The organism is Algicola sagamiensis DSM 14643 (assembly GCF_000374485.1).
GTDB classification, from domain to species: Bacteria; Pseudomonadota; Gammaproteobacteria; order Enterobacterales; family Alteromonadaceae; genus Algicola; species Algicola sagamiensis.
The window spans coordinates 34,235-53,067 of record NZ_KB894501.1 but is presented as its reverse complement, the minus strand read 5'-3'; the positions used below and the strand labels follow the sequence as shown (position 1 = coordinate 53,067).

The 18,833-nt window shown below is 44.0% G+C and carries 21 protein-coding genes; 2 read left to right on the top strand and 19 right to left on the bottom strand.

Annotated features, from left to right (window positions below):
* Nucleotide 1 precedes the first annotated feature (1 nt).
* The 4 genes from C505_RS0115025 to ndk all read right to left on the bottom strand — a co-directional run bounded on the left by C505_RS0115025 (nt 2) and on the right by ndk (nt 4,501).
* The gene (locus C505_RS0115025) at nt 2-982 is read right to left on the bottom strand and encodes a RodZ domain-containing protein (protein WP_018693455.1); all 981 of its coding nucleotides are present in this window, start codon (nt 980-982) and stop codon (nt 2-4) included.
* Complete coding sequence (gene pilW / locus C505_RS0115020; protein WP_083938357.1) at nt 975-2,819, bottom strand: type IV pilus biogenesis/stability protein PilW; 1,845 nt, start codon at nt 2,817-2,819, stop codon at nt 975-977. Before pilW ends, C505_RS0115025 begins: the two co-directional genes overlap by 8 nt.
* A gap of 26 nt (nt 2,820-2,845) precedes the next feature.
* The gene (locus C505_RS0115015; RefSeq protein WP_018693453.1) at nt 2,846-3,967 is read right to left on the bottom strand and encodes a bifunctional tRNA (adenosine(37)-C2)-methyltransferase TrmG/ribosomal RNA large subunit methyltransferase RlmN; all 1,122 of its coding nucleotides are present in this window, start codon (nt 3,965-3,967) and stop codon (nt 2,846-2,848) included.
* Nucleotides 3,968-4,069: 102 nt separating this feature from the next.
* Nucleotides 4,070-4,501: a nucleoside-diphosphate kinase gene (gene ndk / locus C505_RS0115010; RefSeq protein ID WP_018693452.1), complete on the bottom strand. Its 432-nt coding sequence runs from the start codon at nt 4,499-4,501 to the stop codon at nt 4,070-4,072.
* A gap of 144 nt (nt 4,502-4,645) precedes the next feature.
* Here ndk and C505_RS0115005 point away from each other — a divergent pair, with 144 nt between their 5' ends.
* A complete protein-coding gene (locus C505_RS0115005) occupies nt 4,646-5,125 on the top strand; it encodes a CreA family protein (protein WP_018693451.1) in 480 nt (159 codons plus the stop codon).
* A 7-nt stretch (nt 5,126-5,132) separates the two neighbouring features.
* On the opposite strand, the gene acpS is transcribed toward C505_RS0115005, so the two are convergent.
* The 8 genes from acpS to C505_RS0114965 all read right to left on the bottom strand — a co-directional run bounded on the left by acpS (nt 5,133) and on the right by C505_RS0114965 (nt 11,875).
* On the bottom strand, nt 5,133-5,510 hold the full coding sequence (gene acpS / locus C505_RS0115000) for a holo-ACP synthase (RefSeq protein WP_018693450.1): 378 nt from the start codon (nt 5,508-5,510) through the stop codon (nt 5,133-5,135).
* Entirely contained in the window at nt 5,510-6,241 is a 732-nt protein-coding gene (pdxJ, locus tag C505_RS0114995; protein ID WP_018693449.1) for a pyridoxine 5'-phosphate synthase, read from the bottom strand. Before pdxJ ends, acpS begins: the two co-directional genes overlap by 1 nt.
* A 17-nt stretch (nt 6,242-6,258) precedes the next feature.
* Nucleotides 6,259-6,948, bottom strand: coding sequence for a DNA repair protein RecO (gene recO, locus C505_RS0114990; RefSeq protein ID WP_018693448.1), 690 nt, complete (start codon nt 6,946-6,948; stop codon nt 6,259-6,261).
* 53 nt (nt 6,949-7,001) lie between these two features.
* Nucleotides 7,002-7,901: a GTPase Era gene (gene era, locus C505_RS0114985; protein ID WP_018693447.1), complete on the bottom strand. Its 900-nt coding sequence runs from the start codon at nt 7,899-7,901 to the stop codon at nt 7,002-7,004.
* The gene (gene rnc / locus C505_RS0114980) at nt 7,901-8,572 is read right to left on the bottom strand and encodes a ribonuclease III (protein ID WP_018693446.1); all 672 of its coding nucleotides are present in this window, start codon (nt 8,570-8,572) and stop codon (nt 7,901-7,903) included. Before rnc ends, era begins: the two co-directional genes overlap by 1 nt.
* A 10-nt stretch (nt 8,573-8,582) precedes the next feature.
* Complete coding sequence (lepB, locus tag C505_RS0114975; protein WP_018693445.1) at nt 8,583-9,518, bottom strand: signal peptidase I; 936 nt, start codon at nt 9,516-9,518, stop codon at nt 8,583-8,585.
* A 15-nt stretch (nt 9,519-9,533) separates the two neighbouring features.
* The gene (lepA, locus tag C505_RS0114970) at nt 9,534-11,336 is read right to left on the bottom strand and encodes a translation elongation factor 4 (protein WP_018693444.1); all 1,803 of its coding nucleotides are present in this window, start codon (nt 11,334-11,336) and stop codon (nt 9,534-9,536) included.
* 203 nt (nt 11,337-11,539) lie between these two features.
* On the bottom strand, nt 11,540-11,875 hold the full coding sequence (locus C505_RS0114965) for a hypothetical protein (RefSeq protein WP_018693443.1): 336 nt from the start codon (nt 11,873-11,875) through the stop codon (nt 11,540-11,542).
* Nucleotides 11,876-11,936: 61 nt separating this feature from the next.
* Here C505_RS0114965 and C505_RS0114960 point away from each other — a divergent pair, with 61 nt between their 5' ends.
* Nucleotides 11,937-12,431, top strand: a complete 495-nt coding sequence (locus C505_RS0114960; RefSeq protein ID WP_018693442.1) for a GNAT family N-acetyltransferase — start codon at nt 11,937-11,939, stop codon at nt 12,429-12,431.
* Between the two features lie 60 nt (nt 12,432-12,491).
* Here the strand turns inward: C505_RS0114960 and C505_RS0114955 are convergent, their stop codons facing one another.
* The 7 genes from C505_RS0114955 to C505_RS0114925 all read right to left on the bottom strand — a co-directional run bounded on the left by C505_RS0114955 (nt 12,492) and on the right by C505_RS0114925 (nt 18,833).
* The gene (locus tag C505_RS0114955) at nt 12,492-13,091 is read right to left on the bottom strand and encodes a LysE family translocator (RefSeq protein WP_018693441.1); all 600 of its coding nucleotides are present in this window, start codon (nt 13,089-13,091) and stop codon (nt 12,492-12,494) included.
* 91 nt (nt 13,092-13,182) lie between these two features.
* Complete coding sequence (locus C505_RS0114950) at nt 13,183-13,455, bottom strand: 2Fe-2S iron-sulfur cluster-binding protein (RefSeq protein WP_018693440.1); 273 nt, start codon at nt 13,453-13,455, stop codon at nt 13,183-13,185.
* Nucleotides 13,456-13,465: 10 nt separating this feature from the next.
* The gene (locus tag C505_RS22555; protein WP_018693439.1) at nt 13,466-14,338 is read right to left on the bottom strand and encodes an ATP-binding cassette domain-containing protein; all 873 of its coding nucleotides are present in this window, start codon (nt 14,336-14,338) and stop codon (nt 13,466-13,468) included.
* Nucleotides 14,338-15,303: an ABC transporter ATP-binding protein gene (locus tag C505_RS22550; RefSeq protein ID WP_018693438.1), complete on the bottom strand. Its 966-nt coding sequence runs from the start codon at nt 15,301-15,303 to the stop codon at nt 14,338-14,340. Before C505_RS22550 ends, C505_RS22555 begins: the two co-directional genes overlap by 1 nt.
* A 2-nt stretch (nt 15,304-15,305) precedes the next feature.
* Nucleotides 15,306-16,160 (bottom strand): ABC transporter permease, encoded by an 855-nt coding sequence (locus C505_RS0114935; RefSeq protein ID WP_018693437.1) that lies wholly within the window; start codon nt 16,158-16,160, stop codon nt 15,306-15,308.
* On the bottom strand, nt 16,157-17,176 hold the full coding sequence (locus tag C505_RS0114930; RefSeq protein WP_018693436.1) for an ABC transporter permease: 1,020 nt from the start codon (nt 17,174-17,176) through the stop codon (nt 16,157-16,159). Before C505_RS0114930 ends, C505_RS0114935 begins: the two co-directional genes overlap by 4 nt.
* A 7-nt stretch (nt 17,177-17,183) precedes the next feature.
* Entirely contained in the window at nt 17,184-18,833 is a 1,650-nt protein-coding gene (locus C505_RS0114925) for an ABC transporter substrate-binding protein (protein WP_018693435.1), read from the bottom strand.

Sequence of the window (18,833 nt, the reverse complement as noted above, 5' to 3'; positions counted from 1 at the left end):
ATTACTCAGTGTGTGGTAACTCAAACTTGGGGTTGCCTCGATTATTGACGAATGAGAGATCAACAGGCTGGCTATTCAACTTGATCTCAACTGCATCACGAACACCGAGGTGGAAATTAAATGGAGCCAAACCGGATAAATTGATGACATCATTCGGTTGTTTGATTCCGGTTGAGATCACTTTACCCAAAGCATCCTTGATACTGTACCAGCACTCCTTCGTAAATTTCACTTCTAACGTCATTTTCTGAAAACCATCGCTCTCAGGTGTTGACTCTTTTTGCGCCAAAGTAGCGACATCTGAGTCAGACCAGACCGGGACTTGTTTTTCAATGTTCTTTTCTTCTGCTTGTGGTTGCTTGGCTGTATCCATATTTACGGCTTGAGCTGTCCCTTGCTCTACCTGATCTTCGTTAGAATTCGTTGTTTGGTTTGCCTTATCTTCAATCGCCTGCTCGGCCGTTTGAAGTTGCTCACTTTCATCAGATGGTCGGCTTCCCTGAAATTGATCAGTTGTGATGGCTGGCGTGCTCACAGGCTGCTCTTGAGCGATCTCCGGTTGAACTGGTACAGTCTTCACCGCTTTACTTTGCTGATACCAATAAATAATTGATGAAAGGAAAATAAATCCAATGACGCCGTAAGTCACCCCCATCCAGCGACTATCTCTTGCCTTGCGGTGGGTCAATCGGGAAAACGACTGCATATCAGCCGCTGTCCCAACATTGTATGACTCGAAGGCAGCCATGACTGCATCAAAATCTGCATGAACACTTTTGGCATAGGCTTTTAGATAGCCTTTCGCAAAAGTATGGCTGGCCACACGATCATACTCGTCCTGATCAATCGCCTCAATAATGTCTTTTCTTAAATTCAATCGTTGTGCAACATCTGACTGAGACAGCCCGACTTTCTCCCGGGCTTCTTTTAAAAGTCGGCCCGGGGATACTGCATCTACATTCTCAATTTGCTCTTCAGTCATTCGCTACATCTTCCGGTGCGATCAGATAAATTTTGTCGCCCACATTAAGGTTTTGAAGGTCCTGAATATTATTCCAATCAATCAGGCGCTGCAGTTTGATATTGTACTTTCTGGAGATACGATACAGGTTTTCTCCACTCTGTAATACATGATATCGGCGTTCACTTGCTGATTCGCTGAGAGATAGCCCTCCATCACCCTGTGCTTGTAAAGACTTCGCAGCAAGAACAGGCTTCACATTTGAATGCTGTCTGATGTCCTCAAGGTAGAGTGTTTGCCCTTCCTCTATTGAATCCTTTTTCAACCGATTCCATGCCTTTAATGAAGCAATCTTGATGTTGTATTTGAATGAAATGGAAAACAGGGTCTCACCCGCAGCAACAATATGCTTTTTTGCATGCTTCAGCGCTATTTGAGAGACAATCATGCTCTCTTCAACTTCCAGAGTATCTTCTCCATCTGCCTCAGGCATAGCTCCTTGCTCAGACATAGCTGATTGCTCGGACATAGCTGATTGCTCGGACATAGCTGATTGAGCCTCTGGCACCATATCGTTGGTTGGAGCGATATTTTGTGCAGAAAGTTCCTCCTTTTGCACTTTCACTGTTTTTTTGGGGGTTGCTACAGCAGATAAACTTGTTGGCTCAACAACCGCAGCAGTTGCCAATTGAGAATCACTCTCAGGGACTAAAACGGCCTCATCAGCTGTTGCAGCTTCCAATTCACGTTTAATATCTCGCTCAGGCATCGGCATTAGCGCATCGTCCTTCGCTAGACTCGCCACTTGAACTTGTGCATCAATCGTTGCATTACTTTCGCTCTTAAACTCCGGTTCTACTTTTTGGTGCTTTGGCGGCTTTGGTAACACGCGAGGTGGTTTGACTGTCGCTTGACTCCCCTCATTTTGTGGAGAAAGCTTCACAGACTTCTTACCCAGGTTGTTTTCTGGCTTCCGAGTCACCTTGATCTGTGGTCCACCTTTATTTCCACGGCCATTCACAGCAAACTGACTCATCAAATGTGAGCTGTAGTCAGAGCGGAGTAACTCAAACTCACTTCTGTCTAACCGCTTGGCCTGAAAGAGTTTCGACTCTGTAGACAGGGGATAAACAGTGATCAAAGTACCTGCATAAACGTCAGCCTTTGCCATATTGCCTAGTTTGACCTGAGTTAAATAAGCAAGTAGCACGCTTCGGGCATTAATCGCGGCGAGATTTTCAATTTTCTCAATGATATTCAGAATATCGTTGTACTTTCCTTTTGCATAATAAAGTGCCCCCAAATTGATCATGCTGTTTACGCGGGCATCATTATGCTCTAGAGATAATTTGAGGTAGTCTTCCGCATCATCGAAGTTATTGACTTTAACTGCGCAGATCGCCATGTTTTCATAGGTCTCTGCGACACGGATATAGTTGGGGATTTGAATCGCCTTTTTGAAGTATTTTTTGGCTTCATCCATTTTTCCAATACGGCATAAGAAAGCACCATAATTGTTTTGGACATCACCATCATCAGGCGCAAGATGGATGGCCTTTTCATAATTTTGCTCAGCAAGCTTATCTTCGCCTACATTCTCATAGTAAAAAGCGAGGCTGTAATAAGCTTCGGGTAAATTCGGCGCAAACTGAACCGCTTTGTCCAGATTATACTTTGCTTGAGTGGTACTGCCTTTTTTGAGGTAATTCAGCCCAAGCGCAATACGAGTCTTGGCTGCTTCTTCTGGGTCAACGTTTCTAACAACATTCTTATCACTCCCTTCCATATAGGTTCGAGTCACGCACGAGGCCGTTCCAAAAACCATCAGCAAAGAGAGCGTTATAATTTTTAATTTCATGGCTCCACCGCCGAAAAAACATAGATTTATACCATTTTGACTGAAATAGACTGCCCTTTCACCTGTTTTTTCATCAAACGCTTGGTTCTGTCAACAACATCGCCAACTAACTGACCACATGCAGCATCAATATCATCACCTCGCGTTTTTCTGACAGTTACAGTATAACCATATTCCTGAAGGACTTTACTAAATCTGTCGACTCTTGAGTTACTTGAGCGTCCGTAGTCTGCACCAGGGAACGGATTGAACGGGATCAAATTAATTTTTGAAGGTGTTTCTTTGAGGACTTTCGCTAGCTGATGCGCCTGATCCATTGAGTCGTTGACATGATCAAGCATGACATATTCAACGGTTACTTTTTCATTCGCTTTTGAATTTTCAACATAGCGACGGGATGCAGCCAAGAACTCAGCAATTGGATATTTTTTATTAATTGGAACAATTTCATCACGGAGTTCATTTGTTGGCGCATGAAGCGATATCGCAAGCGCAACATCTATCTTCTCTCGTAGAATATCCAGTGCAGGTACTACACCAGACGTACTCACTGTGACACGGCGTTTAGATAAGCCAAACCCCCAATCATCCATCATCAACTCTAGTGCTGGGATGACGTTGTTCAGGTTCAACAAGGGTTCACCCATTCCCATCATCACAACATTCGTTACCGGGCGATTCAAGCTGGATCCATCTAAGCCAACATCTGTCGCAACGCGCCAGACCTGTCCAATGATTTCTGAAACTTTTAAATTACGGTTAAAACCTTGTTGGGCTGTGGAACAAAATGTACATTCAAGCGCACAACCAACCTGAGAAGAAACACACAAGGTTTTTCGATCCCCGTCCGGGATCCAGACCGCTTCGACTTCCTGTCCACCCTCTAAGATCATGGCATATTTGATCGTACCGTCAGCAGATTCCTGACGTTGAGAAATTTCAGGGGCTTTAATTTCTGTTCGCGCAATCAATTTCTGGCGGAGCTTTTTGTTCAGATTACTCATCTGTTCAATATCACTGATACCGAAATGATACATCCACTTCATGACTTGATCGGCGCGAAAAGGTTTCTCACCCATCTCAGCAAAAAAGTCTCGCATCTGACTTCTCGTCATATCTAGCAGATTGATTTTTTCTACAGCACTCATACCAGCTCTCAATTCACACAAACATCAAAAGGATAAATCTAAGAATACATTTTACAAGAAAGGGGCATTGAAGCCCCTCCCTTTACTTCATCGTATACGCGATTAACGTGTACGTGCGCAAAGCTCTTCTTCGCTAAAGAAGTATGCGATTTCACGTGCAGCTGACTCAGGTGCATCAGAACCGTGAACTGCGTTTTCGTCGATAGACTCAGCGTAATCCGCACGAAGTGTACCCGCAAGTGCTTCTACTGGGTTAGTTGCACCCATGATCTCACGGTTTTTCGCGATTGCGTTTTCGCCTTCAAGTACCTGAACCATCACAGGACCAGATGTCATGAATTCAACTAAAGCGCCAAAGAAAGGGCGCTCTTTGTGCTCTGCGTAGAAACCTTCCGCTTGCTCTTGAGACAAGTGAACCATTTTTGCAGCAACGATACGAAGACCTGCTGACTCAAAACGGTTGTAGATAGCGCCGATGACGTTTTTAGCAACTGCATCCGGCTTAACAATTGAAAAAGTACGTTCTAAAGCCATGATTCGCTCCACTGTATAAACCAAAAATTATTAGGCGGCGGATTATACGATATTCCACCGTAAATTCATATGGTCAGTTTTAATATTTCAGAAACTGAGTGTTATCATGAAGCTTATTTATATTTGATGTCAGATGGATGAATCATGAACAAATTTATAAAAAGAACCCTTCCGATCCTGGCTGGGTTGAGCTTGTTGAGTGCTTGTGATGATAATGCAGGTAAAGTCAGTCTTGGCTTGTTTACGACCAAAGATATTCTGATCAAAGCATTCCATGACCCGAAATTGCCTGGCGTGATTTGCCATGTCGCTCATGTTGAAGCCAACCTGGACTTCGCGGATCCTTCCAATATGAGTATCGCCTGTCGTCAAATCGGTGAGATCACCCCCGAACAGGTCAAAACACTCGATCTGGATGATGCAGGCGAGAAGATTTTTACCAAATCGAAGAGTATTTTATTCAAAAGCCTGAAGGTCAGACGGATCTTTGATGTTGAAAATCAGACGCTCGTTTACCTATCCTATTCGACTCATGAGACTGCAGGCAGCCATAAGCACTCACTGTCTACAGTTCCATTGTATGGCAGCAAGGCTTATGGTGTCGTTCAAAAACCAAAAGGTTAATGCAGCGCTAACGCTCTAAAATCACGCTGGCAACGACGAATTGCTTCTCATCACTGATAGAAACAAACACTTGATTCACTTCAAGCGCGTCCGCCAGCTTTTTCGCCTTTCCCTCAAATCGTACTGTTGGTTGACCAGATGGTAAATTCCCAGAAATAATCTGTTGAAATGTCACCCCTTTCGCAATACCTGTGCCAAGCGCCTTTGCGCCGGCTTCCTTCACTGCAAAGCGTTTCGCAACATAGCGAGCTGGATCATGGTGCCCTTGAAAAACCTCATATTCATCTCGATGAAGAATGCGTTTCGCGAGACGCTCTAAAGAAGTTTTCGAACGTACCACACGAGAGATATCTAAAATATCCGTTCCAAAACCAACAATTGCCATTATCCACGCGCTTCCAACATCAGACGCTTCATATCGCGTACAGCTAAATCCAACCCATCAAACACAGCACGTGCAATAATCGCGTGGCCAATGTTTAACTCGTACATTTGAGAAATTGCCGCGATTGGCTTTACATTATGGTAATGCAAACCATGACCTGCATTGACTGTGATCCCAAGTGATGCTGCATGCTCAGCACCTTCACGAATACGGGATAGCTCATTTTGGGCATCCTTTTGTGTTTGTGCATCGGCATAACATCCTGTGTGGATCTCGATATAGGGTGCTTTTGTTCTTGCTGCCGCTTCAATTTGATCACGATCCGCATCAATAAACAAAGATACCTTCGTCCCATGCGCTGCTAATCGCAGGTTTGCTTCCGTAATTCTTTGCTCTTGGGAGAGTACGTCTAAGCCACCTTCTGTTGTCAGCTCTTCCCGCTTCTCCGGAACCAAACAACAAAATTCAGGTTTGACTTGAGCCGCAATGTCCAGCATTTCATTGGTCACGGCCATCTCAAGATTCATCCGGGTAGAAAGTGTATCTTTGAGTAAGAATACATCTCTGTCGACGATATGTCGGCGGTCTTCTCTTAAGTGAATGGTGATCCCATCAGCGCCTGCTCGCTCTGCAATTGAAGCTGCATGAACCGGATCTGGGTAGTGGGTTCCCCTGGCTTGGCGGAGTGTCGCGACATGGTCGATGTTCACCCCGAGTAAGATGTCCTTCATGTGATGTTCTTCTTCATCTATGTTCTTGTTTGAAAAAACGTTCTGCTCTTCAGTGGCTCATCACCAATAAAAGGCTGAAAAGCTAAACGCATAATCTGTTTTGCGGCTAATCTAACGTGTGTCTCGGAGAAGTTCAACTGGGCAATTTGCAAAAGTGCATCCCCGGGAAAACAACGGAGTCGATGGTAACTTAAGAAGAAACCTTCTCCTGGGACAAATCGATACCAGTTGTGCGATTTCACTTCATAATCACCATGATTTGCAGATTGAAAGTCAATGCCTAAGCCAAGCTCATCAAGTAAAGCAATTTCAAACTGACGGAGTACAGGCTCTATCGCTGATTTATCGACCTGCTTTAAGTGTTGAAGTGCTGATTCATACAGTGGAAATAAACGCTCTGATGCGAAGTCTTTCGGCCAAATCCGACAAATCAGCTCATTCATGTATAACGCACAAAAAAGATGTTTTCCTTGCAGAGAAAAGCGCTCGCTATGGGCTTCTAGTCGGTTTGCGTATTTCATGTCACCGTGGCCAGTGACTTCCAATATTAAGGGCTGAAAGGGTTGGCAAAGCGCTTGATGCTGGCTTTTTTTACCTTTACGAATAAACAAGCTGACACGACCAATCTCCTGATCCACCAAACAATCAGCAATGATTGAGTTTTCACGAAATGGTCGTGTATGCAGGATGTAGGCTTTACTGAGCAAGTGCTCGCTCCAGTGATAAATGGGTGTGAAGCGATATCATCACACCCGTTAAGTTAATCCTCGCCGTAACCCAAGCTGCGCAGCGCACGTTCATCATCTGCCCAACCGCTTTTGACTTTCACCCAAATTTGCAGGAAGACTTTATTTTGGAACATATCTTCCATATCCAGTCGCGCTTCACGGCCGATCGTTTTGAGCTTTGATCCTTGCTTCCCGATGATCATACGCTTCTGACCTTCGCGCTCAACTAAGATCAAGGCATTAATGTGATAATGGCCTTTTTCTGTTGTTTTAAATTGCTCAATTTCAACCGTCACCGCATACGGTAGCTCTTCACCTAAAAAGCGCATCAATTTCTCACGGATGATCTCTGATGCCATAAAGCGAGATGAGCGATCCGTAAAATGGTCTTCTGGGAAGTAGAAAGGACTTTCTGGTAACGATGACTTCGCGACTTTCACGATCTCATCAACATTTTCGCCTGTCTCTGCACAGATAGGAATAATGGCTTTAAAGTTATGCTGCTCAGATAGCCACTGTAAATGGGGTAATAGCTCCGACTTTTCCTTCACATTGTCAATCTTGTTCACGGCAAGAACAACAGGCGGAAAATCATTACTGAGCTTACGCAATACCATGGCGTCGTCGTCTGTCCAGCGCGTTCCTTCGACCATAAAGACACAAAGCTCTACATCACGAATGGAACTGGATGCTGCACGGTTCATCAATCGGTTAATCGCCCGTTTTTCTTCAATATGCAGACCAGGTGTGTCCACATAAACCGTTTGATACTCGTCTTCCGTATGGATACCCATGATCCGGTGACGCGTTGTCTGAGGCTTACGCGAAGTGATGCTCACTTTCTGACCCAGAATTTGATTTAAGAGTGTGGATTTTCCCACATTTGGACGACCAACGATTGCAACGAGGCCACAATAGGTATTTTCTTGCATTACTTCTCTTTCAATTGTTCCAGTGCCTGCTCAGCAGCTTGCTGCTCGGCACGACGACGACTGGTGCCTGTTGCGACAATCGTCTCTAAACCTTCAATCTCGCATGACACTGTAAATTTCTGTTCATGCGCTTTTCCGGTGATCTCAGTCACAGTATAACTCGGCAACGATAGTTTTCTGCCTTGCAAATATTCCTGCAAACGTGTTTTTGGATCTTTTTGATGGCCAGGTTCGATCACTTGTAAGCGAGACTCGAACCAATCGAGGATTACCGCACGACAAGTATCGATGCCAGCATCTAAGAAAATCGCACCGATAATTGCTTCGATGGTATCTGCAAGTGTTGACTCCCTGCGGAAGCCACCACTTTTTAATTCACCAGGTCCCAAGCGAACAAAGTCCCCGATTTCAAAGTCCTGGCCGAGTTCAGCCAAGGTTTTGCCACGGACCAAGGAAGAACGCATACGCGACATTTCCCCTTCACTGGCTTTTGGAAATTGCTCGTACAACGCACAAGAGATCACAAAACTTAAAATGGAGTCCCCGAGAAACTCCAAACGTTCATTATGTTGACCGCGGTAACTGCGGTGTGTCAGCGCAAGCTCAAGAAGCTCAGGTGCTTCAAATGTATGACCAATCTTAGAATACAGATCTACTGCAGGTCGGATCATGACGGCTCCTTTAGTCGTTTAATGGGCCAAGACGCTCAAAACGAACACCACGCGGAATAAAGCCCGGTAGCCAACTGTCATCCCCATTTTCTGGGAATTCAAAACTCATCCAGATAAAGACCGCTTCACCGACTAATAAATCTTTATGTACAAAGCCCCAGAAACGAGAATCACGGCTATTATCCCGGTTATCACCCAAGACAAAATACGAATCTTTCGGTACAACCCACTTGCCCACTTCACCACTACTATGTTGACGATAAAACTCTTTTGCTTCATCCATCATATAGACTGGTGCTAAGAGAATATCGTGGGTTTTCTCACCGAGCAGATCTTCTTTCAAGCGCACGAGTGGAATGCCACGCACTTCAAATTCGTCCGAGTTGACGATTTCTGGCTCAATTTGTTGCGGTCTTTCGCACTTTTCAGGGTTTTTGTCACAGCTTGGCTGAATGAATAGTTTTTTATTTCGATAAATGATCGTATCACCCGGTAGGCCAATCACTCGCTTAATAAAGTCCTGCTTTTCGTTTTCTGGATATTTGAAAACAGCAATATCTCCCCGTGCAGGCTCACCAACATCGATCAACTGTTTACGCCAAACTGGGTCTTTGACCCCGTAGGAATATTTATTGACCAGAATAAAGTCTCCGACCAGTAAAGTCGGTAACATGGAACTCGACGGAATTTGAAACGGCTCATACAAAAATGAACGAAATAAAGTGATCAGAAGCACGATCGGAAAGATACTCTGCGCCGTTTCTGCAATTGCAGACTGACGTAAAATGGCATCGGATGCATCTTCGCCAAGTTCCCCGCCTGCTTCTGCTTCGGCAGCAACAAGCCGCTCACGACGCTTTGGTGCGAAAACGGTTGCGTCCAAAAGCCAAATCAGGCCACTCCCCAATGATAAAACAACGAGAAAGATAGCAAAGTAGCTAGCCATATTCAGTAGTTTCCTTTATTTTCCAACTTTCAAAATGGCAAGGAAAGCATCTTGAGGTACTTCCACGTTGCCCAACTGTTTCATTCGACGCTTACCTTCTTTCTGCTTTTGAAGCAGCTTTTTCTTCCGGCTCACGTCACCACCATAACATTTTGCAATCACGTTTTTACGTAATTGTTTAACGGTTGTTCGCGCAATAATGTGATTTCCGATTGCAGCCTGAATTGCAATGTCGAACATCTGTCTTGGAATCAACTCACGGAGTTTTTCAGCCAGTAGACGGCCTCTTGCTTGAGAGTGCTCACGGTGTGTGATCACAGCCAGCGCATCGACACGGTCACCGTTGATCATGATATCAACACGGACCATGTCCGCAGCTTCAAAACGTTTGAAGTTATAATCCAGTGAAGCAAAGCCACGGCTGGTTGATTTCAAGCGGTCAAAGAAGTCCATCACAACTTCTGCCATCGGAATATCATAAGTCAACGCAACCTGATTGCCATGATAAGCCATATCTTTTTGAATTCCACGCTTCTCAACACAAAGCGTGATCACATTACCCAAGTATTCTTGAGGCACGAGAATATGGGCTTCAACGATTGGCTCACGAATTTCTTCAATGTTATTCACTGGCGGTAAATCAGATGGGTTATCGACCATCAGCTCTTCACCGTCAGTCGTTAAGACCTGATACACCACCGTTGGTGCCGTTGTGATCAGATCTAAATCATATTCACGTTCTAAACGTTCCTGAATGATTTCCATATGCAACATCCCGAGGAAACCACAACGGAAGCCAAAACCAAGCGCAGAAGAGTTTTCTGGCTCATAGAAAAGGGATGCATCGTTCAGGCTTAATTTGCCAAGCGCATCACGAAATGCTTCGTAATCGTCAGAGCTGATTGGGAAAAGACCAGCATAAACCTGTGGTTTCACCTTCTGGAAACCCGGTAATGGTGCATCAGCAGACTTTTTCGCAAGGGTTAAAGTATCCCCGACTGGCGCACCATGGATGTCTTTGATGCCTGCAATCACATAACCTACTTCGCCAGTGCCGAGTTGACCTGTTTCTGTTTGCTTTGGTGTGAAGATCCCGACTTTATCAGCGATATGCTCCTGACCTGTCGAAATCACTTTGATTTTGTCACCCGCTTTTAATTCACCATGTTTGACACGAACCAAAGATACAACACCTTGGTATGGGTCAAACCAAGAATCAATAATCAAGGCTTGTAGTGGCGCTTCTCTATCACCTTCTGGTGCTGGGATGTGCTCAACAATCGTCTCTAGCACATTCTCAATACCGAGACCTGTTTTTGCAGAGCAGGTCACCGCGTCTGTTGCTTCGATACCAACGATATCTTCAATCTCTTGAGAAACACGGTCCGGATCAGCCTGAGGTAGATCAATTTTATTGAGGATCGGTAAGACTTCTAAGTCCATTTCAATGGCGGTGTAACAGTTCGCCACGGTTTGTGCTTCAACCCCTTGGCCTGCATCAACAACAAGAAGTGCGCCTTCACAAGCGGCCAATGAGCGTGAGACCTCATACGAGAAATCCACGTGGCCAGGCGTATCAATGAAATTAAGTTGGTAAGTTTCGCCGTCCTGCGCTTTGTAGTTCAGCGTCACACTTTGGGCTTTAATGGTGATACCACGTTCACGTTCGAGATCCATGGAATCCAAAACCTGGGCCTGCATTTCTCGATCTGTTAAACCTTCACAATGCTGGATCAGTCGATCGGAAAGCGTTGATTTACCGTGATCAATATGAGCAATGATCGAAAAATTACGTATATTATTGAATTTTGAGGACATTAACACGTACCACTTAAAGAAATTTCCCGGACGCTATACGCACATGTGCACAGAATAAAAAGCCCGCCCGTCTGACGTTAAAACACTAAAGCTCGCGATTATACTATATCTTAGCCAAATTCATACAAAAACCCGGTGTCAATGATGCGTTCCTTTGTGAAGCGAAGTCGATAAACGAACCTAAATTCTTGTTTGTATCCACCTCAATTCAGTTCATAAGTCGTTCCAGACACAATGAGCCAGTGGTATTCGACAATTTGCGCTTGATAACCCAATATTTGAAATGGTATGTCGTTCAACTGCTCAATTTTTTCGCGTCGAAGTTCAAGCAAGCGTTCTTCTTCAGCCTCGTCGTCTCTTTCACCAGCGGCTTCTGCTTTTTTCATCAATATCTCAACTTCATGAAATAAAGGTTGATACTCAGCATACACTTCAAGTGGGCGCAATCTGCCAAACTCCCAAGGAAAGTCAAAGCCTTCTCTAACAAGTAAATCAACCTCCATACCCGATTTATCGCATAAAATCAAACCTTCTTCCATCTACTTTCTTTCTTCTGATTTGATATCTTAGGGTTTTGATTTTTTATGATATCCAATCGCAATGCAAATTCGATCAGAACAACCCCATGATAATGATCAGATCACGCAGGTGGTCCAAGCCGCGTTTATCGATCACCCGCATGGTGCAAATAACGAACATCTCATCGTTTCCCAGCTCAGAAAAGACAACGCAATGTATCTATCCTTTGTTGCACTCATTCATGATACGCTTGTTGGTCATATCTGCTTTTCTGAGGTCCATATTGATGGAAAGCAAATGCAGTGGTATGGGCTAGGGCCTATCTCAGTGTTACCTGAATTTCAACGCCAAGGGGTTGGTTCTGCACTGATTCAACACGGTTTAAATACACTAAAAGAACTCGGTGCATCGGGTACTGTGTTAGTCGGAGAGCCAACCTACTATCAGCGGTTTGGTTTTCAACACGCCGCCCAGCTCACTTTCCCTGGCGTCCCGCCTGAATATTTTATGGCATTATCATTTCTTGATGATTATCCATCTGGAGAAGTCCGTTACCATGACGCGTTTTATTTGTGAATCTATGTTGATGAAAAAAGAAAATCATCAAACGTAGCCTGGATATACCAGGCTTCGAATTTAAGATAAGAACAGTTGCAAATAAACCAAGTAAATAGCGGTTAGGATCAAGAGTGCACCCATACAGATATTAAATACACGCAAGCGTCTTGGATGTTCACGCAAAAAAGTCACACGATCCCCCAAGACAGCCCAAGCACCGAGACATAGATAACAGACAATAAAGTAAATCGTACTAAAGATCAGAAAAGACTGGTGTCCTTCTGTTGTTGAAAATAGTGAGGCGCCAGAAACACACGCAATCCAAGCTTTTGGATTCAACCACTGCAATAAAAATCCTTCATGGAACTTCGGAACATTCTGTTCGGGGATATCCAGCTCTGGTTTTGCCGAGATAAGCTTATACCCCATGTAAATAATAAAAAGACTCCCTGCAATCGCTAAATACTTCAAAAACATTGGGTATGTTTGAACAAACTGCAAAAAACCTAAGCCAATAAATAGAAGTAAAAGCGTAAAACCAATCGTTGCCCCGGAAACAAATGGAAACGTGCGACGGAGTCCATAGTTCGCACCTGATGATACAATCACCATATTTACTGGTCCGGGCGAAATTGACATCGCAAGAGAAAAAGAAAACATAGCAAATAAAATGGACATAAATTTCCTCATTATGATTAGAATCAACTGTACATCAACGATGTTAAGTTAAGTACCCATTGCAAAAACAAAACATCTTAACTTAACATGTTTATCCATAAACAAACACATGCACATCATCCTCTAAGAGATAGGAAGCACAAGCGTAGACATGCTCCTCCTCTTCAACCGTTCTATCCGGATCCAGCTGACCTTGATGTAACTTGATTCGACATGCCCCACATAGACCGCGGCGGCAAGAATTCCGAATCGGTATCTTCATTCGTTCAATATTTTCCAAGATAGATAACGCCGTATCCAATTCACCAAAATACTCTTGATTTCTAAATTCCACTTTTATCTGTGCAGCATGACGCTTTTCCAAAATAATCTCCTTATGCCATCAAGCGTGATTGATGCTGAAATTGGGGAGCCATGCCCCACTCATTTGTATTTTTATGTTGTCCAATTAACCCTGGTGTTGATTGAACAAGTTGTTTTGTGTAGGCATGCTGTGGGTGGTCAATCGTGGTCAATGCGTCACCAAACTCCACCAGCCTTCCTGTTTTCATGACACCCACTTCATCCGCGAAATAACGAACAACGTTTAAATCATGGCTGATAAACAGATACGTTAAATCCAACTGCGATTGCAACGACATGAGTAAATTCATCATTTGGGCCTGAATAGAAACATCTAATGCAGATAAAGCTTCATCAAGCACAATGAGTTCGGGCTTTAAAGCCAATGCTCTGGCAATACCGACCCGTTGTCTTTGTCCACCACTCAACATATGTGGAAATGCATAACGGTGCTCTTCCCCAAGTCCAACTTGCTCAAGTAGGGCATCCGTCGCATACAACCTTTCCTTCTTCGACATTGATTGTTGAGAAAGCAATGGTGCTGTCATGAGCTGCCAAACTTGCTGACGGGGGTTTAAGGATGAGTATGGATCTTGGAAAACCATCTGGATCCGGCGAGCATAGGATTGCTTTGTATATGTTTGAATGTTTTTCATACAGCCTGCTTCATCCCTCAAATAGATGCCTCCCGATGTCGGTTGCTCAAGCTGCATGATCATTTTCGCAAGCGTACTTTTACCGCTTCCTGACTCTCCAATAATGGCCAGCGTTTTCCCTTTTTGGACATTGAGAGAAACTGACTGCACAGCATGAACTGCTTTTTGTTTGAATACGCCCACTTGAACAGGAAACATTTTACAGACTTGAGCCAATTTTAAGAGGACGACTTCATTTTCAGTTTTCATTATAAATAACACCTCAATGTGTGGAGATTTCCCGTTTCTGGCCTTTGTTGCAATACTGGTGCATTCTGACACTCTGGCATCGCATTTGGACACCTCGGTGAAAAACGACAGGCTTGGGTTTTTTCACTCATTGGCAAAACGGTTCCAGGAATTGTCGTTAATGGTTGTTTTCTTTGGTGAGCGACATGATTGGGCAATGCTGCAAGCAAGCCTTGCGTATACGGGTGTTTGGGAGCACTTAATACGGGCTTTGTTATCCCTGATTCCACAATTTCTCCAGAATACATCACCGCGATCCGATCGGTATGGCCCCGTATGAGTTCAATATCATGTGAGACGAGAAGCATACTCATATTGTATTCTCGGCGAAGTTCATCAAGAAGTGAGAGAATCTGAGCTTGCGTCGTCACATCCAGTGCAGTCGTTGGCTCATCCGCAATCAATAAAGAAGGCTTAAATGCGAGCATCATCGCAATCATGACTCTTTGCGCCATGCCACCCGATAACTCATGTGGATAATATTTCATTCTCAATTCGGGAGAAGAAAGCCCAACTTGCTCCAGAAGCTCAATGCCAACTTTGTATGCTGCTTTACGGCTCAATGTCGGATCAGCGCGTAATATTGCTTCCAAGAGCTGTGATTGGACTGTCATTAATGGATTGAGAGAATGGATTGGATCTTGAAAGATCATTGCGATCCGGTTTCCCCGTAATGCACGCCATTCTTTCGACTTTAAGTGTTTTAAATCAACGCCATCAAATAACATCTCCTTTGCACGATAAGTCGTATTTCTTGGTAGCAACCCCATTAATGCAAGATTGGTCATGCTCTTACCACAACCTGACTCTCCGACAATCCCAAGACACTCTCCTTGTTCAAGATAAAAGCTTAACTGATTGATCGCTGCAACTGGGCCATTGTCACCCAAAAAACTGATTGAAAGATCTTTTACTGACAACAACATGGTTATTTCCTTTTCATCTTGGGGTCGAGCAGATCCCGCAAGTAATCTCCTAGAAGGTTGAATGAAAGAACGGTTAAGAAAATACAGAGTCCTGGCATAATCGCGAGATAGGGTGCAGTCTCAATAAATTGTCTTGCATCCGATAACATCGCCCCCCATTCTGCCGTTGGCGGTTTTGCACCAAGCCCCAAAAAACCCAATGCAGCAATATCCAAGATCGCATCACTCAGCCCAAGCGTTGCCTGAACAATCATGGGCGCCCAGCAATTTGGTAATACTTCACACCACATGATCCTGAACTTTGAATAGCCAAACGTATATGCAGCTTGCACATATTGCTTTTTTACCTCTTGCTTTGCCACAGCTCGGATCACTCGAATAAATCTGGGGATCATGACGATCGTGACGGCAAACATGGCATTCGTTAAGCCACCTCCCATCACGGCAACCACAACAATGGCTAACAAAGTACTCGGTAAAGACATGAGAATATCATTGCAACGGACAATCACACGATCGACCCATCCTCCATACACACCTGCGATTAACCCTAAAGTGGTACCAATGGATAAAGCAATCAACACAACAGCCAAACCTATAGAAAGCGAACTCCTCGCCCCATAAATTAATCGTGACTGAATATCTCTCCCTAAGTCATCTGTACCCAAGTGAAAACTAGAATGCTTCGAGAAAAAAGTAGGTGAATTGAGTAATGATTTACTTGTTTCATAAGGCGCAAGTGACATCATGAATGGACCTGCATAGGCCAAAAGCATCAGCACGAAAATAAAGCTTATCGCGATGGATACGAGCACATTATTCCGTCCAAATTGAAGGATAGAAATTCCCTGTTTCATTCGCTTTTCCTTTGAGAAACCCACTGATTAAGTTGATCAATGAATAAGTTCGTACACAGAACAAAAATACCGATCATCAGGATGCTTCCCTGGATAACGGGATAGTCACGTGCATAAACACTATTGACAATATAACTCCCGACGCCAGGCAGTCCGAAGATGGTTTCTGTCAGGATAGCCCCTGAGACAGCGATACTGACGAACATGACCCCCCCGATCGAGATGACAGGAACCAATGCATTCCTTAATGCATGAACGATGATAATGCGAAACTCCGAAAGCCCTTTTGCCCGAGCTGTCCGGATATAGTCTTCAGATAAAACTTCCAACATACTCGAACGTGTCATCCGAGCAAAAACGGCGAGTGGCACGGTTGCCATCACAAATGCAGGCAAGACTAAATGATGCAACGCATCCAAAAATGCCTGAGAGCCGTAATCTTGATACGATTGCGGGAGTAAAGTATCAATCAGCATAAACCCTGTGACAGGCTCAATATCATAGATAACCCCAAGCCTGCCAGAGACCGGCGTGAGATCCAGTCCGATAGAAAAAAACAGGATCATGACTAGGCCCCACCAAAATACTGGCATCGAATAACCACCAAGGGCAATGGCCATCAAACATCGATCTAACAAACTGTTTTGATTGATTGCAGCCAGGATCCCCAAAGGGATCCCTATGCATATCGCAATACAAACTGAAAATATCCCTAATTCAAATGTTGCTGGCCAACGAGCGAGTAATTCGGAAGTCACAGGTTGATTTGAGACAATTGAATGCCCTAAATCACCCTGTAACGCATGGGCAAGAAAGCTGAAATATTGCTTTATCAAGGAACCATCAAGACCCAATTTTGCCTGAAGGGCAGCATAAAGTTTTGGGTCTGCACCACGCTCTCCCATCATTAACAAAACCGGATCACCCGGTGCTAACCGAATTAAAAAAAATGCCAGTAAGCTCACTCCGAATAGGGTTAATACGACGCTGAGTCCTTTTGCAACGATGAATTTCATCTTGTCCCTACCCCTGATTTTTCCTTATGGAAAGGTCAAAAAAGTTATCCATATCAAACGGGTCCATTTCGTATCCTTCAACCTGATGACTCACAGCACGATATACCGTTGAATGTGCAATGGGGACAACAGGTACATCTTGACTGAAAATCATTTGCGCCTTCCGATATAGCTGCACGCGAACACTCATTTTCGACTCAACTCTCGCCTGTCGGATCAACTGATCGAACTCCTTTTGGCAGTATCGAGAGTTATTTGAGCCTCTCGTCACAGAATCACAGCTAAATAAGGTATAAAGAAAATTATCTGGATCTCCATTATCACCTGTCCACCCTAACTGGACGATGTCATGCTCACCACGTTTGACTTTGTCCAGATAGGTTCCCCAATCAAATGTTTTGAGGGAAACTTTGATCCCAACTTGAGCCAGATCATGTTGCATCAACTCACCCATTTTTTTCCCATTAGGGTTAAAAGGGCGTGTTACTGGTAAAGTCCATATCTCTGTTTCAAATCCATTGGGATACCCAGCTTCTGCCAAGAGCTTTTTCGACAATTCAGGATTGTAGGGATATTGATGAACTTGTTTGTTATAAGACCAAATTGATTCAGGGAAAGGGTTAATGGCTGGTTTCGCATTCCCCATATAAATCGCTTGGATATATGATGCTTTGTTGAGGGCATGTGCGATTGCTTTTCGTACTAAAGGTTGGTTAAAGGGCTTTTTTTCATTATTCATCGCCAAATAACCAATGTTCATCCCATCTCGTTCAATGAGCTGCATCGACTCATTCTTGCGAATACTATCTAAGTCTGCTGGTGCTGGATACACAGCAATATGACACTCCCCTTTTTTCAACTTTTGGTACCGAACACTTGCCTCCGGCGTAATAGAGAAAATTAACTGGTCGACTTTCGCCTTGCCGCGCCAATGTTCCGAATGCTGCGTAAATCGGATCAGACTATCTTTGACATAGCGCTTGAAGGCAAAAGGCCCAGTGCCAATGGGTTGTTGATCAATTTGATCAGGCTGGCGCATACGCATCAACTGATCCCCGTACTCTTTTGAGAGTATGGACATAAATGGCATGGCTAAATTTGCCAGAAATGGCGCCTCAGGATAAGCAAGCCGAATGCGGACCGTATAACGGTCAACTTTTTCAACAGATTGAATGAGGCGATGCATGCCCATTCCCTGAAAATATTGGTAAGAACCACCACCAACTTGGTGGTACGGATGTGTCTCCATAAGTTGTCGATTGAAAGAAAACACAACATCATCCGCAGTCATTTCCCGAGAAGGCTTAAAAAACTGAGTCTGATGAAACTGAACGCCTTTACGGAGATAAAAAGTATATATTTTTTGGTCTTCAGAAATTTCCCACCGTGTCGCAAGTGATGGGATAATTTCTGTTGTGCCTTTTTTAAAATCAAGGAGGCGATCATAAATCGTCGTCGCAGTTGCATTCCTCGCTGTACCTGACAGTGTTCTCTGCGGATTAAATGATTCTGGGCTTCCTTCTGAACAATACACTAAGTTAGAGACCGCTTGTGCTGAAGACGAAATCACAGAACCAAACAGCGCAGCACCTAAAAAAATTTTTGAATACATGTTTTTCGAATAGTTGGTTTTTAAATACATCGTTTTTAAATACAT